At 62.8% G+C, this 18349-nt stretch carries 16 protein-coding genes; 12 read left to right on the forward strand and 4 right to left on the reverse strand.

What is annotated here, in order from left to right:
• Nucleotides 1-85: 85 nt before the first annotated feature.
• Entirely contained in the window at nt 86-1246 is a 1161-nt protein-coding gene (locus F506_RS07845) for an MFS transporter (protein WP_053196383.1), read from the reverse strand.
• A gap of 377 nt (nt 1247-1623) precedes the next feature.
• Here F506_RS07845 and F506_RS07855 point away from each other — a divergent pair, with 377 nt between their 5' ends.
• The 5 genes from F506_RS07855 (at nt 1624) to F506_RS07875 (ending at nt 7406) form a co-directional block, all read left to right on the forward strand.
• Nucleotides 1624-2970, forward strand: a complete 1347-nt coding sequence (locus F506_RS07855; protein WP_053196387.1) for an MFS transporter — start codon at nt 1624-1626, stop codon at nt 2968-2970.
• A 76-nt stretch (nt 2971-3046) separates the two neighbouring features.
• Nucleotides 3047-3877: a phosphogluconate dehydrogenase C-terminal domain-containing protein gene (locus F506_RS07860; RefSeq protein WP_053196389.1), complete on the forward strand. Its 831-nt coding sequence runs from the start codon at nt 3047-3049 to the stop codon at nt 3875-3877.
• Between the two features lie 68 nt (nt 3878-3945).
• Nucleotides 3946-5187 carry a ribulose-bisphosphate carboxylase large subunit family protein gene (locus tag F506_RS07865; RefSeq protein ID WP_053196390.1) on the forward strand — a complete coding sequence of 414 codons (1242 nt, stop codon included), beginning with the start codon at nt 3946-3948 and terminating at the stop codon, nt 5185-5187.
• 11 nt (nt 5188-5198) lie between these two features.
• Nucleotides 5199-6596, forward strand: coding sequence for a 3-oxo-isoapionate kinase OiaK (gene oiaK / locus F506_RS07870; RefSeq protein WP_053196392.1), 1398 nt, complete (start codon nt 5199-5201; stop codon nt 6594-6596).
• Nucleotides 6597-6698: 102 nt separating this feature from the next.
• Nucleotides 6699-7406, forward strand: coding sequence for a transcriptional regulator NanR (locus tag F506_RS07875; RefSeq protein ID WP_029363207.1), 708 nt, complete (start codon nt 6699-6701; stop codon nt 7404-7406).
• Nucleotides 7407-7424: 18 nt separating this feature from the next.
• Here F506_RS07875 and F506_RS07880 read toward each other — a convergent pair whose 3' ends face one another.
• Together F506_RS07880 and F506_RS07885 are read right to left on the reverse strand one after the other, a co-directional pair.
• On the reverse strand, nt 7425-8279 hold the full coding sequence (locus tag F506_RS07880) for an alpha/beta hydrolase (protein ID WP_053196395.1): 855 nt from the start codon (nt 8277-8279) through the stop codon (nt 7425-7427).
• Nucleotides 8280-8303: 24 nt separating this feature from the next.
• A complete protein-coding gene (locus tag F506_RS07885) occupies nt 8304-9212 on the reverse strand; it encodes a LysR family transcriptional regulator (protein ID WP_053196397.1) in 909 nt (302 codons plus the stop codon).
• Nucleotides 9213-9391: 179 nt separating this feature from the next.
• Between F506_RS07885 and F506_RS07890 the strand changes: the two genes are divergently transcribed.
• From F506_RS07890 to F506_RS07910, 5 genes are all read left to right on the forward strand, one after another.
• A complete protein-coding gene (locus tag F506_RS07890; RefSeq protein ID WP_053196398.1) occupies nt 9392-10708 on the forward strand; it encodes an MFS transporter in 1317 nt (438 codons plus the stop codon).
• A 33-nt stretch (nt 10709-10741) separates the two neighbouring features.
• Nucleotides 10742-12100 carry a homogentisate 1,2-dioxygenase gene (gene hmgA, locus F506_RS07895; protein WP_053196400.1) on the forward strand — a complete coding sequence of 453 codons (1359 nt, stop codon included), beginning with the start codon at nt 10742-10744 and terminating at the stop codon, nt 12098-12100.
• On the forward strand, nt 12097-13437 hold the full coding sequence (fahA, locus tag F506_RS07900; RefSeq protein WP_053196402.1) for a fumarylacetoacetase: 1341 nt from the start codon (nt 12097-12099) through the stop codon (nt 13435-13437). The genes hmgA and fahA overlap by 4 nt, the downstream gene beginning before the upstream one ends.
• A 21-nt stretch (nt 13438-13458) precedes the next feature.
• On the forward strand, nt 13459-14109 hold the full coding sequence (gene maiA / locus F506_RS07905; protein WP_053196404.1) for a maleylacetoacetate isomerase: 651 nt from the start codon (nt 13459-13461) through the stop codon (nt 14107-14109).
• A gap of 491 nt (nt 14110-14600) precedes the next feature.
• Nucleotides 14601-16520, forward strand: coding sequence for a putative bifunctional diguanylate cyclase/phosphodiesterase (locus tag F506_RS07910; protein WP_053196406.1), 1920 nt, complete (start codon nt 14601-14603; stop codon nt 16518-16520).
• On the opposite strand, the gene F506_RS07915 is transcribed toward F506_RS07910, so the two are convergent.
• Nucleotides 16517-16975 (reverse strand): MaoC family dehydratase, encoded by a 459-nt coding sequence (locus F506_RS07915; protein WP_053196408.1) that lies wholly within the window; start codon nt 16973-16975, stop codon nt 16517-16519. The two genes, F506_RS07910 and F506_RS07915, sit on opposite strands and share 4 nt — an antisense overlap.
• Nucleotides 16976-17066: 91 nt before the next feature.
• On the opposite strand from F506_RS07915, the gene F506_RS07920 reads away from it, so the two are divergent.
• Nucleotides 17067-17669 (forward strand): winged helix-turn-helix transcriptional regulator, encoded by a 603-nt coding sequence (locus tag F506_RS07920; protein WP_053196409.1) that lies wholly within the window; start codon nt 17067-17069, stop codon nt 17667-17669.
• 159 nt (nt 17670-17828) lie between these two features.
• On the forward strand, nt 17829-18263 hold the full coding sequence (locus tag F506_RS07925) for a MarR family winged helix-turn-helix transcriptional regulator (RefSeq protein WP_053196411.1): 435 nt from the start codon (nt 17829-17831) through the stop codon (nt 18261-18263).
• Nucleotides 18264-18349 lie beyond the last annotated feature (86 nt).

Below are 18349 nucleotides of genomic sequence, written 5' to 3' on the forward strand. Positions count from 1 at the left end.
CGGTGGATGGCGTTTTCGCTAAAGCGCCCTATTATAGAGGATAGACGAATGAGAATTATTCCAAAAATATCTCATTGTTCAAATGTCAATGCGGTGCGGGCGCATCCTTTTGCAGCACCATGCTGGCAAGGATCATCGCCGCCACCAGCAACGCCACCGGCAACAGTCCGCGATGCAGCAGGAAACCGGCGATCTGCGTACCCACGCCCGACAGCGTCAGCGCGAGGAACATCAGGAACCCCGAGGCCAGGCTGGTCAGCGACTTCGGCACCGACAGCGCGCGCGTCACGGTGGACGGTCCACGCAGGCCGAGGCCGGCGCAGAACAGCATCCAGCATCCGATCAGCGGCGCGACATGGCGCTGGTCCAGCAGGCCCAGCGCGATCAGTCCCGCCACCGAAATCAACTGAACAATGGCGCCGGCATTCATCAGCTTGAACGTGCCGCAACGATGCGCCATGGCGCCGGCGCGCGAGGCCGCGATGATGAAGGAGGACACGCCGCAGACCTGCATCAGCGCAAAGGCGCCGGGACCGCGACCGCTCCATTGTTCGATCAGGTGCGGCGCGCTGGCGACGAAGGTGACCAGCGCGCCGAAGGTCAGGCCGTACACGGCGGCGTCGCGCAGGTACACGCGATTCCTGAGCAGCACGGCGTAGCTGACGGTTTCATCGGCGTCGTGCAGCACTTGCCTGCCCGGCACCAGTTTCAGGATGAACGGCAGCAGCGCCAGCGCGAGGACGGCCACCAGCCAGAAATTGCTGCGCCAGCCCGACACCAGCAGGATGCCCGTGCCGATCACCGGCGCGACGGCGGGGATGACGGATTCGGCGATGCTGACCCAGGAAATCGCCCTGATCGCATCGGCATCGGCGAAGCGTCGCCGCAACAGCACCGGCACCACCACGGTGGCGGCGCCCGCGCCGATGCCTTGCACGGTGCGGTAAATGATCAGTGCGTCGACATCCTCCGCCAACGCACAGGCCACGCCGGTGACCGCCAACAGGGCAACCCCCGCGAGCAAGGTATTGCGCATGCCGAGCTTGTCGGCCAGCGCGCCCCACAGCAGTTGCGACAGCGCCAGCGCAATCATGAAAGAAGAAATCGTCGCCTGCACGGCCGGCACGTCGCTGCCGAGATCGTGGGCGAGATGGGGCAGCGCAGGCAGGTAAAGATCGGTGGCCAGCATGCCGACGCCGGTGAGCGCGGCGAGCGGGACGATTTGCAGCAGAGGAGGACGGGACATCGGAAAAACTCAGTAAGACGCAAGGAGCGGAAACATGGGGCGGCAGGCATGCAGGAAGTCGCACGCAGGTGCGCTGCCCGGAACGCGGAGAGCGGCCATGATACCACCGGCTTTTCCGAGGAGCGTTTTTGCCGGGCGCCACCCCAGCGTAGGGGCTGTGTGCAGGATTACGTCAACGGCGATAAAAATCTGGTCTAATCTCAAATCCAAATGGTATAGTGATCATACCAGTTAGAAAATTTCATAAAACACTGGCGAGGCAGGTAACTGCACATCACTAAAACCACCGTCAGAAACGCTTTCCGAAAAGCGTCGGCGGGAAAACAAGGTTGTTGTTGATTCGGCAATACCCTTGTTCAATCAACTGAGGAGACAGCATGGAGGCAGCAACAAGCGCCGTCGAAAAGTCGGCAATCAGGAAAGTATCGTTACGGCTGGTGCCGTTCGTCGCACTGATGTTCTTTATCAATTTTCTGGACCGCACGGCGATTTCCTTCGCCGGTCCGAATGGCATGACCAAGGACCTCGCCCTCACGGCGGCACAGTTCGGCTTTGCTGCGGGCGTGTTTTTCATCGGCTACGTACTGCTGGAAATTCCCAGCAATCTGGCGCTGCACAAGTACGGCGCCCGTCGCTGGCTGGCGCGCATCATGGTGACCTGGGGCATCGTCGCGCTGCTGTTCACCTGGGTCAGCAATGTCGAGGGTCTGTATGTCTTGCGCTTCCTGCTGGGCGTCGCCGAAGCCGGCTTCTTCCCGGGCGCGATCCTGTTCCTGAGCATGTGGGTGCCGGCCCGCCATCGCAGCCATATCCTGGCGCTGTTCTATCTCGCGCAGCCGCTGACCATCGTCATCGGGGCTCCGGTCGCAGCGTTGCTGATCGAGGCGCACGGCCTGTTCGGACTGGAGGGCTGGCGCGTGATGTTCGCCGGCGTGGCGATCCCTGCCATCGTTGTTGGCGTGATCGCCTGGTTCTATCTGGCCGACAAGCCGGCCGACGCCAAATGGCTCAATGAAGCCGAGCGCAACTGGCTCACGGCCGCGCTGGCCAGCGAAAACAAGATCAAGCGCATCACCGCTCAATCCAATGTCACCTCGGCGCTGACCAACAGCCGCGTGTGGTTGCTGTCGCTGGTGTATTTCGGCCTGATCTACGGTTTGTATGCGCTGGCGTTCTTCCTGCCTACCATCATCGGCGGCTTCGAAGCGCAATTCGGCAGCAAATTCAACGTCTTTCAAAAGGGACTGATCACGGCGATTCCTTACCTGCCGGCGGCGGTTGCGCTGTACCTCTGGAGCCGCGACGCCACCCATCGCGGCGTGCGCAGCTGGCACGTGGGCGTACCGGCCCTGCTGGGCGCGGTCAGTATTCCGATGGCGCTGTACATGAACACGCCGGCGGCGACGGTGGCGGCCATCACGGTCACCGCCTGCGCCATCTTCTCGGCCTTGCCGACCTTCTGGTCGATTCCGGCGCGCTTCCTGTCGGGCGCTGCCGCGGCGGCAGGCATTGCGCTGATCAATACGGTCGGCAACGCCGCCGGCTTCATCGCACCGTTCGTTACGGGCGCCATCAAGGACGCGACCGGTTCCTACCAGGCGCCGATGTTCGTGGTCGGCGCGCTGATGCTGACCTCGGCGGTGGTGATCTTTGCCATCGGAGCGGGCGTACGGCAAGAGCAAACCTTGCCGTCGGAACTGCAGGGAAAGGCGATCGCGGATTAGCGTCTCACCGTGCATCCTCGGCAAATTTTTGTATTACCGAATCATTGAATCGTCACTGAGCAACTGGAGAATCATCATGAAGGAAAAAATCGCCCTGTTCGGCGCCGGCGGCAAGATGGGTGTGCGGCTGGCCAAGAATCTCAAGAAATCCGACTACCGCGTGGCCCACGTGGAAGTCAGCCAGGCAGGCCAGCAGCGCCTCAAGGAAGAGCTCGGCGTGGAGTGCGTGAGCATCGACGCGGCATTGGACAACGTCGACGTCGTCATCCTGGCGGTGCCGGATACGCTGATCGGCAAAATCGCCGCAGAGATTTCGCCCAAGCTGCGCGCCGGCGTGATGGTGATGACGCTGGATGCGGCTGCGCCGTTCGCCGGCCATCTGCCGGACCGTCCGGACCTGGTCTATTTCGTGGCCCACCCTTGCCATCCGCCGATCTTCAACGACGAGACGACGCAAGAAGGCCGTCGCGATTTCTTCGGCGGCGGTGCCGCCCGGCAATCGATTACCAGCGCGCTGATGCAAGGTCCCGAGTCGGCCTTCGACCTGGGCGAAGACGTGGCCAAGGTGATCTATCAACCGATCCTGCGCAGCTATCGCCTGACGGTGGACCAGATGGCGATCCTGGAACCGGGCCTGTCGGAAACCGTCTGCGCCACCTTGCTTTACGCGATGAAGCAGGCCATGGACGAGACCGTGCGCCGCGGCGTACCCGAGGAAGCCGCGCGCGATTTCCTGCTGGGCCACATGAACATTCTGGGGGCGGTGATTTTCAAGGAAATCCCCGGCGCGTTTTCGGACGCCTGCAACAAAGCGATCCAGAACGGCCTGCCGCGCCTGTTGCGCGACGATTGGCTGAACGTCTTCGATCACGATGAAATCGCCGAAAGCATCCGGCGCATCACCTGAGCACCTGCAGCCGCAGACATCCGTGGCGATCGTTGCCACGGATGAACCAGACTATCAGCGAGTAAAACATGGAACGCATCTACGCCAGCTATTGGCTGGAAACCGGCGATGATCCCGCCCGCGCCGCCGAGGTCATCGCCGGCGAACAATCGAGCGGCACCTTCGTCGCCCTGCCGACCGAGACGCCCGAACTGAAGGAACGCTCCGGCGCACGTGTCGAGCGCCTCGACATCCTGGGCCACAGCAAACAACCCAGCTTGCCGGGCGGCATGCCGTCGCAGCGCTACACCCAATGCGAACTGGAGATTTCCTGGCCGTTGGAAAACCTCGGCCCCTCGCTGCCCAACCTGATGGCGACCATCGCGGGCAATCTGTTCGAGTTGCGCCAGGTGTCCGGCCTGCGCCTGACCGGCTTGCGTCTGCCGCCGGCGTTTGCCCGAGCCTATCAGGGACCGGCCTTCGGTATCGCCGGTACGCGCCGCCTGAGCGGCGTGACACACGGTCCGCTGATCGGCACCATCATCAAACCGAGCGTCGGCCTGTCGGTTGACGAGACCGTACAGCAAGTGCGCGAACTGGTCTCCGGCGGCGTCGACTTCATCAAGGATGACGAATTGCAGGCCGATGGCGCACGGTGTCCTTTCGATGAGCGCGTACGCGGCGTGATGCGGGTCATCAACGAGCATGCCGAGCGGACCGGGAAAAAAGTCATGATGGCCTTCAACCTGACCGGCGATCTCGACCAGATGCGCCGGCGCCACGACCTGGTGCTGGCCGAAGGCGGCACCTGCGTGATGGCCAGTCTCAATTCGATCGGCCTGATCGGTTTGCAGGAGCTGCGCCGCCATGCACAACTGCCGATCCATGCGCATCGCGCCGGCTGGGGTTACCTGACGCGCTGTCCGCAGCTGGGCTGGGATTACGCGCCGTGGCAGATGCTGTGGCGCCTGGCCGGCGCCGATCACATGCACGTCAACGGCCTGCGCAACAAATTCAGCGAGCCCGACGACAGCGTCATCGCCGCAGCGCGCTCGGTGCTTAGCCCGGTGATGCCCGATGCGCCGCTGTCGGCCATGCCGGTCTTCAGCTCGGGACAGACCGGTTTGCAAGCGGCCGACACCTATCGCGCCATCGGTTGCGCGGATCTGATCCACACCGCCGGCGGCGGCATCTTCGGGCATCCGCAAGGCGTGTCGGCCGGTGTCGAAGCGCTGCGCGAATCCTGGGTGGCGGCGATGGAAGGCGTGCCGCTGGAACGTCATGCCGAGCGCCATCCAGCCTTGCAGGCTGCGCTCGGTTTTTGGAAATAAGTGCACTGCTCATGACGACAGACGGAAAAGAAAACGCCTTGCCGGCAGGTTTGCTGCTGGCGTACTACGGTGACGATTTCACCGGTTCGACCGACGCGATGGAAGTAATGGCGGCGGCGGGTTTGCCGACGGTGCTGTTCCTGCAGACACCCGACCGCGCCATGCTGCAACGCTTTCCGGACGTGCGCTGCGTCGGCATCGCCGGTTCTTCGCGCGGCCGTTCACCGGAATGGATGGGCGAGCATCTGCCGGGAGCGTTTTCGCAACTGGCGGCGCTGCATCCGCCGCTGATGCAATACAAGGTGTGCTCGACGTTCGACTCGTCGGCGACGACCGGCTCCATCGGCCGCGCCATCGATCTGGGTGTGGTGCACATGCCCGGCACATGGTCGCCGATGATCGTCGGCGCGCCGCGGTTAAAGCGCTATCAGCTGTTCGGCAACCTGTTTGCGGCCGTCGACGGCGTCGGCTATCGCCTCGATCGCCATCCGACCATGGCGCGCCATCCTGTTACGCCGATGGCCGAATCGGATTTGCGCCGTCATCTGGCGCTGCAGACGCAACGCCGCATCCAGCTGATCGACATGGTCCAGTTGCGCAATGGTGCGGCGGCGGACGCGCAGAGTCTGGCGCGCCTCAAGGGGGCGGACGCGCCTGTGGTCATGCTCGACGTGCTCGACGAAGAAACCTTGCGCGAAGCCGGCCGCCTGGTATGGGAGCAGCGCGGCGCGGGCGTGTTCAGTGCATCGTCATCCGGGTTGCAATACGCGTTGACGTCGTACTGGCGCTCGCGCGGCTGGATTGCAGAAAAGACTTCATTGCCGAAAGCCGGGCCGGTTCCGGTCATCGCCGCAGTCAGCGGAAGTTGTTCGCCGGTGACAGCCGGACAGATCGCCTGGGCGCGCACGCATGGATTTGCGGTGGAACGACTGGATCTGGCGGCGGCGCTCGGCGCCGGCAGTCGCGAGACGGAACTGGCGCGTGTCGTCGCGCTGGCGGCGGCGGCGATCCGCGCGGGACGCAGTCCGCTGGTGTACAGCGCCGAAGGTCCGGATGATCCTTGCGTCATCGGTTTCGACGCGATAGCAAGGCACGCCGGTCTCGGCCGCGCCGAGGCGGCGCGTCGCGTCGGCGCCGCGCTGGCCGAGATCATGCGGCGCCTGCTCGATACCTGCACGGTGTCGAGGCTGGCGATTGCCGGCGGGGATAGTTCAGGCGAGGTGGCCGGCGCGCTCGACATCAGCGCGCTCAGCGTATGCGCCGCGATGTCGCCGGGGGCACCCTTGTGTCGCGCCTGGTCCGACAATCCGCGCCGCGACGGGCTGGAAGTGGTCCTCAAGGGCGGGCAGGTCGGCGCGCGCAGCTTTTTCGGCGATGTCCTCGAAGGAGCGTCACCGGTTTCCACCTGATCCTGGTCCGATCCGTGAGCGAGGGGCAGTAAAATTGATGTGCTAAAGTTCCATCTCAATTTTCATTCACGCCTTATTCAAGCTGACGCAATGACGCAAGCCATGCCGGAAACCATACAGCGACGCAAGTTATATCAAGAAGTCCTGGAACGCCTGATGGAGCGCATCCATAGCGGTGAACTGCCGCCCGGATCGCAACTGCCGTCGGAACGTGAGCTGATGGAGCAGTACGGCGTGGGCCGCCCTGCGGTGCGTGAAGCGCTGCAGGCGATGGAGCGCTCCGGCTTTGTCGAGATCGCCCACGGCGAGCGCGCCCGCGTGGTCGATCCGACCGCCGACCGCTTGATCGCCCAGATCGCCATCGGCGCACAGCATTTGCTGCGCACCAAGCCCGCCATGCTGGGACATCTCAAGGAAGCCCGCGTCCTGCTCGAAACCAGCACCGCCCGCATGGCCGCCGAGCGCGCCACTGAAGAGCAGATCGCGCGCCTGCGCCTGAGCATTGCGCAGCACCGCGCGTCCATGGTCAACCTGGAAGAGTTCATCGAACGTGACATGGCCTTTCATCGGGAGATCGCCGACATCAGCGGCAATCCTCTGTTTCCCTCCATCGTCGAATCGATGTTCAAGTGGGCCGGAGAGTTTTATTTCACGCTGGTGCGCGCGCCGGGTGCGGAAGAACTTACGCTGGCCGAACATCAGCGCATCGTCGACGCCATCGCGGCCCATGACGGCGATGCTGCTGCCGAAGCGATGCGCAGTCACCTGATGCGCGCCAACGCGCTGTATCGGGAACTCGGGCAGCAGTAAGAGCAGCAGTCCGTCCCTTCAGGCGCGGATCAGCGCCACCAGCGCCTGCGCCAGTTCATTATCCTTGTCGGCCAGTTTGCCGATCACATCGAGATGATGGCCGTCGGCCAGCCTGACTTGCCGTACCGGGAATCCCGCCGCCTGCAAGCGCAGTCCGTATGCCGCCAGCTGGCGATGGAATTCGGCGGATTCGGCGCCGCCGGCGCTCAGCACCACCGGCATCGGCAGCCGCGGCAGATGATGCAGGGGACTGAATTGCTGCACCTGGGACTGATCCAGTTGCAGCGCCTCATTCAGGTAGCACAGGCGAATCGGCTCCAGGTCGTAGAGCCCGCTGACGCTGCACAATCCCTTCACGGCATTGTCCGGCAAACCGCTATCCTGCCAGTCGGTCGCCGCCAGTATGGCTGCCAGATGGCCGCCTGCCGAATGTCCGGCGACATAGATGTCGTCGGCATTGAAGCCCAGTTGCGCCGCTTGCCGGTACAGCCAGGAGAAGGCCAGGCGCACGTCGCCGACGATCTCGGGCATGTCGACCTCGGGAGCTAGCCGGTAATTGATCATGGCCACGGCGATGCCGGCCTCGTGGCAAGGCCCGGCCAGGTGGCTGAAGTCGTCCTTGTCCAGCGAGCGCCAGTAGCCGCCGTGGATGAACACCAGCAAGGGCGCATCGGCCTGCGTCGCCGGGAAATAATCCAGCGCCTGCAGGCGATGCGCGCCGTAGTGCAGGTTGGTGCGCACTTCATGCTGCTGCCGGTACGCGCGCGCGGTTTCATTCCAGCTGTCGAAGATATCCTGAAAGCGCGGAATGCCGGCGCGCACATTGTATTGACGGTCGAGCTGATCGCGGTCGTAGTGCAGGTAATGCTTCATCGCGTCTCCTGAATCTTGTAACACTTACTGTTCCGCAAAGTGCTCGGAAACGAATCCGCGCAGCCACTGGTTGCCTTCGTCCTGGTTGAAGCGGCGGTGCCAGAAGATATTGGTCTGCAGCGACGGCAGCCGCAAGGGCGGACGAATGTATTGTAGGTTGAATGGTTGCGCCGCGCTCTCGGCCAGTTTTTGCGGCACCGTCACGATCAGGTCGGTGGTGCTGACGATATAGGGAACGGCGGTGAAATGCGGTACGCGGAAATTGACGTTGGCGCGGATGCCGGCTTTTTCCAGATTCTGATTGATGCGATCGTAGGGGCTTTCCAGCGAGGACACCACCAGATGTTGCGCCGCCAGGAAATCCTTCATCGTCACGGTCTTGCCGCTCAGCGGATGACCCTGGCGGAACATGCTCACATAGTTCTGGCGAAACAGCCGGCGCTGGTACAGCGCACCAGAGACGTTGTCGAAGGCGCCGATGGCGAGGTCGACCCGGCCCGATTCCATCTCGCTCTTGAGATCGATGGCGCCGGCGCGCACCGTGCTGATCTGGATGCCGGGCGCGAGCCGGGCACAGGTCTCGATCAGCAGCGGCATGAAGTACACCTCGCCGACGTCGGTCATGGCGATGGTGAAATGGCGCGCGCTGCCCGCCGCCGAGAACGGCTCCTGCCGGTTCAGCGCCTTCGACACGTGCATCAGCGCCGCCGCCACCGGCTCGGCCAGCTGCTGTGCGAACGGCGTCGGCTGCATGCCTTGCGCTGTGCGTACGAACAGCTCGTCGCCGAAGGTGCGGCGCAGGCGCGCCAGCGCATTGCTGACGGCCGGCTGCGACAGGTTCAGGCGGCGCGCCACCGAGGAAATCTGGCGATCCTGGAACACTTCCTGAAACACCACCAGCAGGTTGAGGTCGATGTCTTTGGGTTCGATCATGCTCGTGCAGCGCTTCCGTTATTTTTCCGACCACTATTCATAATATCAATGGACCACATTTACCCATTTATATCGTAAAAGTCGGATCATTGCACCACTCATAAAAAAACGCGACGTCGTCCTGCGTGTTGTCATGCAGGCAAGTTGCGACCATCCACAACCAATAAGGAGGAGCAAGGATGCAATCCGATGTCATCAATGTCGACCAGGTCGTCGAGCAGAGCCGTTTCGGCGCCTTTCAATTCGGTCTGCTGCTGCTGTGCGGCCTGTGCCTGATCATCGACGGTTTCGACATCCAGGCCATGGGTTACGTCGCGCCCGCCATCATCGGCGACTGGCACGTCAACAAGGCCAGCCTCGGTCCGGTGTTTGGCGCCGGCCTGTTCGGCATGCTGCTCGGTTCGCTGGTGCTCACCCCCGTGGGCGACAAATACGGCCGCCGTCCGGTGCTGATCATCTCCACCTTTTTCTTCGCCGCCTGCATGCTGCTGACCACGCGCGTGCAAACCATCGATGAATTGCTGGTCCTGCGCTTCATCACCGGCTTCGGCCTCGGCAGCATCATGCCCAACGCAATGGCGCTGGTCGGCGAGTTCAGCCCGAACAGCTCGCGCGTAACGCGCATGATGCTGGTGTCGTGCGGCTTTACCGTCGGCGCAGCGGTCGGCGGCTTCGTCAGCGCGGCGCTGATCCCGGCCTTCGGCTGGCGTTCGGTGTTCCTGGTCGGTGGCCTGATCCCGGCGGCGCTGGGCGTGGCGATGCTGATCTGGTTGCCGGAGTCGATCCAGTTCCTGGTGTTGCGCAAGCGTCCGATGAAACAAGTGGCGCGCTGGCTCAACAAGGTGCAGCCGGGTTTGCTGGTTACCGAAAGCAGCACCGTGGTGGTCAAGGAAGCGCGCAACGACGGCATGCCGGTGGCCGAACTGTTCCGGGAGGGCCGCGCCGGCGTCACGCTGCTGCTGTGGCTGATCAGCTTCATGAACCTGATCAACCTATATTTCCTGTCCAACTGGTTGCCGACGCTGATCAAGGACGCCGGTTATTCGACCGGCGCAGCGGTGCTGATCGGCACTTCGCTGCAAGTCGGCGGTATCGTCGGCACGCTGACGCTGGGCTGGTTCATCAATCGCTTCGGATTTACCCGCGTGCTGGGCAGCTGCTTCGTAGTGGCGTGCGTCTTCATCGCCCTGATCGGTCACGTCGCCGCGACGCCGGTGCTGCTGTTCATCTGCGTAGTGGTAGCCGGCTTCTGCGTGGTGGGCGGACAGCCTGCGGTCAATGCGCTGGCCGGCACTTTCTACCCGACCCAGCTGCGCTCGACCGGCATCGGCTGGGCGCTCGGCATCGGCCGCATCGGCTCGGTGCTGGGGCCGGTCATCGGCGGCCAGCTGATCGCCATGCAATGGGCCAACGGTTCGCTGTTCATGGCTGCGGCCGTACCGGCGATCATCTCGGCGCTGATGGTGGCGCGCCTGCATTGGTATCGCCCGCAATAGTTTTTGGAATCGGTTTTTTGAGAAGGACGCATCATGAATACGCGTGCAGAATCTTTCATTGCCCAAGCGGTGATCAGGACCGCCGGTTATCAGTCCGGCTTCGGCAACGAGTTTGCGACCGAGGCGCTGCCCGGCGCGTTGCCGGTCAATCAGAACTCGCCGCAGCAAGTCGCCTACGGCCTGTATGCCGAACAATTGTCCGGCACCGCCTTTACCGCTCCGCGCGGGCACAACCGTCGCTCGTGGCTGTATCGGATTCGTCCGGCGGCGATGCATGAGCCGTTCGAGCGCATCGGCAACGGCCTGGTCGATCGCTTCGACGACGTCGAGACGCCGCCCAACCAGTACCGCTGGGATCCGCATCCCATGCCCGACGCGCCCACCGATTTCGTCGCAGGACTGATCACCATGGCCGGCAACGGTTCGCCCGATGCTCAGACCGGTTGCGCGATTCACTTGTATGCGGCCAACCAGTCGATGACCGACAGCTACTTTTATTCCGCCGACGGCGAATTGCTGATCGTGCCGCAAACCGGCCGCCTGCAGCTGCTCACCGAACTGGGGGCGATCGACATCGAGCCGCAGGAGATCGCGGTGATTCCGCGCGGCGTGCGCTTCCAGGTCAAGCTGCCCGACGGCGCCGCGCAGGGTTATGTGTGCGAAAACTTCGGTGCGCTGCTGCGCTTGCCCGACCTCGGTCCGCTGGGCTCCAACGGCCTCGCCAATCCGCGCGACTTCCTGACGCCGCATGCCTGGTATGAAAACCGGGAAGGCGACTTCAGGCTGATCGCCAAATTCGGCGGCAACCTGTGGCAGGCCAGGATCGGGCATTCGCCGCTGGACGTGGTGGCATGGCACGGCAACTACGCGCCGTACAAATACGACCTGCGCCATTTCAACACCATCGGATCGATCAGCTACGACCATCCCGATCCGTCGATCTTCCTCGTGCTGCAGGCGCAGAGCGATACGCCGGGCGTCGATACGCTGGACTTCGTGATCTTCCCGCCGCGCTGGCTGGCGGCGGAAAACACCTTCCGCCCGCCGTGGTTCCATCGCAACGTGGCGAGCGAATTCATGGGGCTGATCCACGGTGTGTACGATGCCAAGGCCGAAGGCTTCCGTCCCGGCGGCGCCAGCCTGCACAATTGCATGACCGGCCACGGCCCCGACGGCGCCACGTTCGAGAAGGCCAGCCGCAGCGACACCAGCAAGCCTGACAAGGTCGGCGACACCATGGCCTTCATGTTCGAGACGCGCAATGTGATCAAGCCGACGCGCCATGCGCTGAGCTCGCCGACGCTGCAAAAGAATTACTACCAGTGCTGGATGGATATCAAAAAGAACTTTGACCCGCACTTCAATCCACAACATCGTCCGGAGCAACAATGAGCATCATCCTGAATGAAACCCACGACGCTGACCTGCGAAGCTGGGTCGCCTCGGCCAATGCCGCGGGCAGCGATTTCCCGATCCAGAACCTTCCGTACGGCGTGTTCCGCAGGAGCGGCCGGGAAGGCGACGAGGTTTTCCGCGCCGGCGTTGCCATCGGCGACAGCATCCTCGACTTGCGCGCGGCGTTCGAAAGCGGCGCATTCGCCGGTTTCGGCGAGACCGTGCACAAGGCCATCGTCGCAGCGACGGCGGGGAGTAATCTGAATCCGCTGATGGAACTCGATGCAGCGGCATGGTCGGCCCTGCGCCTGGCCTTGTCGACTCTGTTGCGCGATGGTTCGGTGCATCAGTCGCAGTTGCAGGCGGCGCTGGTGCCGCAGGCGGAAGCCGAACACGCCTTGCCGGCGCAGATCGGCGACTACACCGACTTCTACACCTCGATCCATCACGCCACCGCCATCGGCAAGCTGTTCCGCCCGGACAATCCGCTGCTGCCGAATTACAAATGGGTGCCGATCGGCTATCACGGCCGCTCCTCCTCGATAGCAGTCTCGGGCCAGCAATTTCGCCGTCCGCTCGGCCAGCTCAAATCGCCGACGTCAGACACGCCGGTGTTCGGCGCGTGCAAGCGTCTCGACTATGAAATGGAAGTCGGCGTCTTCATGGGGCAGGGCAACGCCATCGGCGACGCCATTGCCATCGGTGCCGCCGAGTCGCATGTGTTCGGCCTGTGCCTGTTGAACGACTGGTCGGCGCGCGACGTGCAGGCCTGGGAATACCAGCCGCTCGGCCCTTTCCTGGCGAAGAATTTTGCTTCGACGATTTCACCATGGATCGTCACCATCGAAGCGCTGGCGCCGTATCGTGCCGCGTGGACGCGCGATGCCGCCGATCCGCAGCCGCTGGCCTATCTCGATGCGCCGGAGGTGCGCGAGCACGGCGCCTTCGACGTGCAACTGGAAGTACTGCTGCAGACCAAAGCCATGCGCGAGGCCGGCACGGCGCCGCAACGTCTGTCGCTGAGCAATTTCCGCGATGCTTACTGGACCGTGTCGCAACTGGTGGCGCACCACACCGTCGGTGGTTGCAACCTGCGCGCGGGCGACCTGCTCGGTTCGGGCACGCTATCGGGACCGACGCCGGAGTCGGCCGGTTCGCTGCTGGAACTGACCGCCGGCGGCAAACAATCGATCAACCTGAACAATGGCGAAACGCGCGTCTTCATCGAAGACGGCGATACCGTCATCATGCGCGGCTGGGCCGGATGCGATGGTTTGCCGCGCATCGGTTTCGGCGAGGTCGCGGGCACCGTGCTGCCGGCGCGCGAGGTTTGAACAGTACAAGGAGACAGGGCCATGACGATTCATCTCTACAGCTATTTTCGCAGTTCGGCGTCGTATCGCGTGCGGATCGCCCTGCATCTCAAGGGGCTGTCCTACGACACCGTGCCGGTGCATCTGCTCAACAACGGCGGCGAACAATATGCGCCGGCATTCAGCGCCCTGAATCCGCAGTCGTTGGTGCCGGTGATGGAGGAAGAGGGACGTCATATCACGCAATCGCTGGCGATCCTGGAATATCTGGAAGAGCGCTTCCCGACCCCGGCGCTGCTACCCCCGGGTTTGCTCGACCGCGCTCACGTGCGCGAAATTGCGCTGGCGATCGCTTGCGACATCCATCCGCTCAACAACCTGCGGGTGCTGCGCATGCTCAAGCAGGAGCTGGGCCTGAGTGACGAGATCAAGCAGCAGTGGATACAGCATTGGATCACGCTCGGCTTCGGCGCGCTGGAAACGCAACTGGCGGGCAGCCCCCGGCGCGGCCGTTTTTGCTTCGGCGATACGCCGACCATGGCCGATTGCTGCCTGATCCCGCAGATCTTCAATGCCCGCCGCTTCAACGTCGACATGACGCCTTACCCGACGCTTGCGGCTATTGAGGAAGCCTGTAGCGCGCTCGAGGCCTTCCAGCTGGCGCAGCCTTCGGCCCAGCCCGACGCGGCGTAATTTTCTGCAGCCTCGTTCGAGGCGTCCGCCGGCGGCGCCGTCGTTGCCGCCGGCAATCTCTCCCAAGAGCATCTTGAAATCCTGCCACGGTATTGCGTTGCAGGGATTTCGAGTAATGCCTGTTGGAAATTTACCAAAGTTTGTCGCCTGGACGTACTGCGCATCCCGGAAATGGCGGGAGCGCTGGCGATTGCCGGTATAATTTTCTGCGCTGCCGATAATAAAAAAAGACACACGTGGTCCGATGGCAAAAAAGCAATATTGCAGACGCTCGCACCGTCTGTCCATAAAACGATTCAGTCTGACTCAGGGAATCACGTTGTCGTGATGACGGGAAGCGGGAAATGACATCGACTTGACATGCCGCTGCACCGCGCCGCAGGAGAAGACTGCGGTCGTGGGAGGCGTGCAGAGCGACAGATGTTCACCACCACGTTCACGCATGCCGACGCTGTTTCCGGGGGGCGGTTTTTCTTCGCTGGGGTTCAAGTATGCAAGTGGTCAGCCGACCTTATCGCTGGGCGATTTACGGTTTGCTGGTGGTCGTGATCGCCGCCGGTATCGGGCTGTTTTTCGCCATGGCGCGCACGGCCAAGGATATCCGCGCGTCGACGACGCCGCTGCTGCAGGAAAAAATCCCCACGCTGCGCCACTTGTCCGATTTTGAAAGTGCATTGCTGCGCTACCAGCTGGCGCTCAACAAGTATTACGTCGCCTCCATCGGACGCGACCGCTTCGACACCCTGGAAACCCAGGCCGGCGAAGAAATGGCCGACAACTTCGACTACGTGCGGCGCGACTTGCAGCAGGCTACCGAGATGGGCAATCTGCGCAGCAACTACGACGCCGTGCTGGCGATGGGCCCGGTGCTCGAAAAGATCATGCTGGCGCCGCCGGTCAACCGGGAAAAGGCGCGCCTGCTGCTCAGCGAACTCAACGTCAGGACCAACCAGATCCGCGTCTTGCTCGGCAAGGCCAAGCACGAGGTTGAAGCCGGCGTCTATGAAGTGGGCGACATGGCCAACAGCGGCGTCGACGAGATTTCACGGCTGGTGCATATCTACAGCGTCGGCATGCTGCTAACCGCCTTGTTCATGATGTATCACGTATGGGCGCGCTTCCGTTCCGAGAATGTGCTGGCCTTCCAGGCGGCGCATGATCCGTTGACCGGGCTGGCGCACCGCGGCTCGTTCGAGCGTCGCCTCAAGACGATGGCGGACCAGCCGCACACGGTGGTGCTGGGTATGATCGACCGCTTCGAGCGCGTGGTCGGCGGCCTCGGCCATGCGTTCGGCGATCGCCTGATGCAGGAAATGGCGACCCGCATCAAGCGCGCAGCCGAACGTCACGGCGGCGAGGTGTTCCGCCTCAACGGCGCCAACGTGGCGATCCTGTACAAGTCCAACGGCGACAACGTCAGCTTCCAGGAAGCCCTGTCGAGCCTGCAGGAATACATGCGCCAACCGTTCGAGTTCGGCCAGCACGAGATTTTTTCCAGCATGAGCATGGGCGGCGCCGAGTATCCGCGCGACGGCGCCGAGCCCGCGCACCTGCTGCAGAATGCCGATGCGGCGCTGCAGGCGGCGCGCGACGCCGGCGGCGATTGCTTTGTGCAGTATTCGAATGCGCTCAACACGCGCGCGCAGGAACGCCTGGCGCTGGAAGCGCAACTGCGCCACGCGATCGAACGCAACGAACTGGAATTGCATTTCCAGCCGCAACAGGGGCTGACCGACGATCGCCTGGTCGGCTTCGAGGCGCTGGTGCGCTGGCGCCGCAACGGCGAGCTGATTTCACCTGCCGACTTCATTCCGCTGGCCGAAGAGTCCGGCCTGATCGTACCGATCGGCGACTGGGTGCTGGCCGAAGCGTGCCGCCAGGCCAAGATCTGGAGCTTGGAGACGCCGCGCAAATTCGTCATCGCGGTGAACATCTCGCCGCGCCAGTTCCACCATCCATCCTTCCTGCGCCGCGTCACCACCACGCTCAGCGAAAGCATGATCGATCCATCCTTCATCGAGCTGGAAATCACCGAAGGCATCGTCATGCGCGATGTCGAACGCACCATCGAGTTGCTGGAAGACCTGCGCAAGCGCGGCCTGACGCTGGCGATCGATGACTTCGGTACCGGGTACTCGTCGCTGGCCTATCTCAAGCGATTCTCGATCGACAAGCTCAAGATCGATCAGTCCTTCATCCGCCACCTGCGCCCCAACAGCGAAGACGCGGCGATCGTGCAGGCGGTCATCAACCTGGGCCATCATCTGGGCTTGTCGGTGATCGCCGAAGGCGTGGAAACCGTGACCCAGCGTGAACTGCTGCGCGCCTGGGGCTGCGATGAAATCCAGGGGTATTTCTACGGCCGGCCATTGTCGGCCGACAAGGCCACCCAATTCATCTTCGATAATTAAGCCGGCGGACGGCGCGGCACCAGCAGATTGCCGGTCATGACCAGCACCGGCTGCTTGTCCTGGTTGAAAGTGGTGACGCGGTGCTTGAGGAAGCCCTGTTGCGGCTTCGATTGCGAGAACTTCAACTCCAGCACTTCCACCTCGATGTGCAGGCGGTCGCCGGGACGGGTAGGGCGCGGCCAGCGGAATTCCTCGAAGCCGGCGCCGATGATGCCGCCGTGAATCGGCAGGGTTTTCACCAGCAGGCGCATGGTCAGTGCGGCGGTATGCCAGCCGCTCGCGGCCAGTCCGCCGAAAAAGCTCTGCGCTGCAGCGGCTTCGTCGAGATGGAAAGGCTGCGGATCGTAGCTCGCAGCGAACGCCTTGATGGCGTCGGCGCTCAATGCTTCCTCGTCGGCGTGGCCGAATTTCTGGCCCGGGGCGAAGTCTTCCAGATACATCGGATTAACGGACATGGCGATCTCCCTTGACTTGTTTTATAATGTAGATTGCAAAATGATAGTTAGTTGTTCATCCGAATGATAGCCAGCCAGATGGGACTTGTCCATGGAACGTAAAAGCTTCGGCAACATGCAATGCCCGGTAGCCCGCACGCTGGAGCGCGTGGGGGAGTGGTGGAGCATCCTGATCCTGCGCGATGCGCTGCACGGGTTGACCCGCTTCGACCAGTTCCAGAAGAGTCTGGACATCGCGCCCAACATGCTGACGCGCCGTCTCAACTCGCTGGTCGAATCCGGCCTGCTGGAGCGCCGCCAGTACAGCGAACGGCCGCCGCGCCACGAATATATCCTGACTGACCTGGGACGTGATTTCCGCTCCATTCTGGTCGCGCTCAACACCTGGGGCAACAAGCATTTCGCCCCGGAAGGCCCAAGCGTGCTGCTGGTCGATTCGACCACGGGCGAGGAGGCCGAACCGGTGATGATCGACGGCAAGAGCGGCAAGCGCCTGAATTCCCCCGATTTCGTGTTTGCTCCGGGTCCGCAGGCGAATGAAGGCATGAAGGCGCGGATCAACTTTGCCCGCGAACGCGCCGCCGAAGCGGCTGCCAACGATGCGGCCGCGACCCCGTCCGAGGCGGTTGCCGCCGCCAAGCCGGCCAAGCCGGTCAAGACTCCGCGCAAGAAGGCTGCCCCACGCAGCGCCTGATTCACCTGTTTCGCTTGTCTCCATGGCGTCGTTGTTGCGACGCCATTTTTTTGTCCCGTTCCAAAAATACGCGCTTGACAGCGACGATCTCGCTGATTAGTATGCATATACATTAATGCATATGCATTGATTTGAATGCGCTGAAAAGGCCGGATCGTCATGTTTAACCAATGCACCTGTACCCGCCTGCGTCGGCTGACGCGGCGTATCACCTCGATTTACGACCACCACTTGCTGCCGGATGAGCTGACCATCAGCCAGTACTCGCTGCTGAGCCGGGTGGGGCGGCACGGTTCCATCGCCAATCTGCGCCTGGCTGCGGAAATGGGCATGGACCGCAGCACCCTGAGCCGCAATATCAAGCCGCTCATGGCGGCCGGCTGGATCGAGACCGTCGACATGCCGCCCGATGAGCACGTCGACAAGCGCTCGTTCGGACTCGGTCTCAGCGCGGCAGGAAAGGCCAAGCTGGCGGCGGCCCGGCCCAACTGGGTGCAGGCGCAGCTGGAAATCGACGGCCTGCTCGGCGAGGACTTGCATGCGGCCTTGTCCGGCATGATCGACGACGCCTACGACAAATTGCAGGAAGCCTGAGCGGCCATTTCAGGCGCCGGGGACAGTTTCAGTACAAGCACCATCAGTCATCATCAATCACCATCAATGCGTAAGCGCAGCAAACG

This window comes from Herbaspirillum hiltneri N3, assembly GCF_001267925.1.
Lineage (GTDB): Bacteria > Pseudomonadota > Gammaproteobacteria > Burkholderiales > Burkholderiaceae_D > Herbaspirillum > Herbaspirillum hiltneri.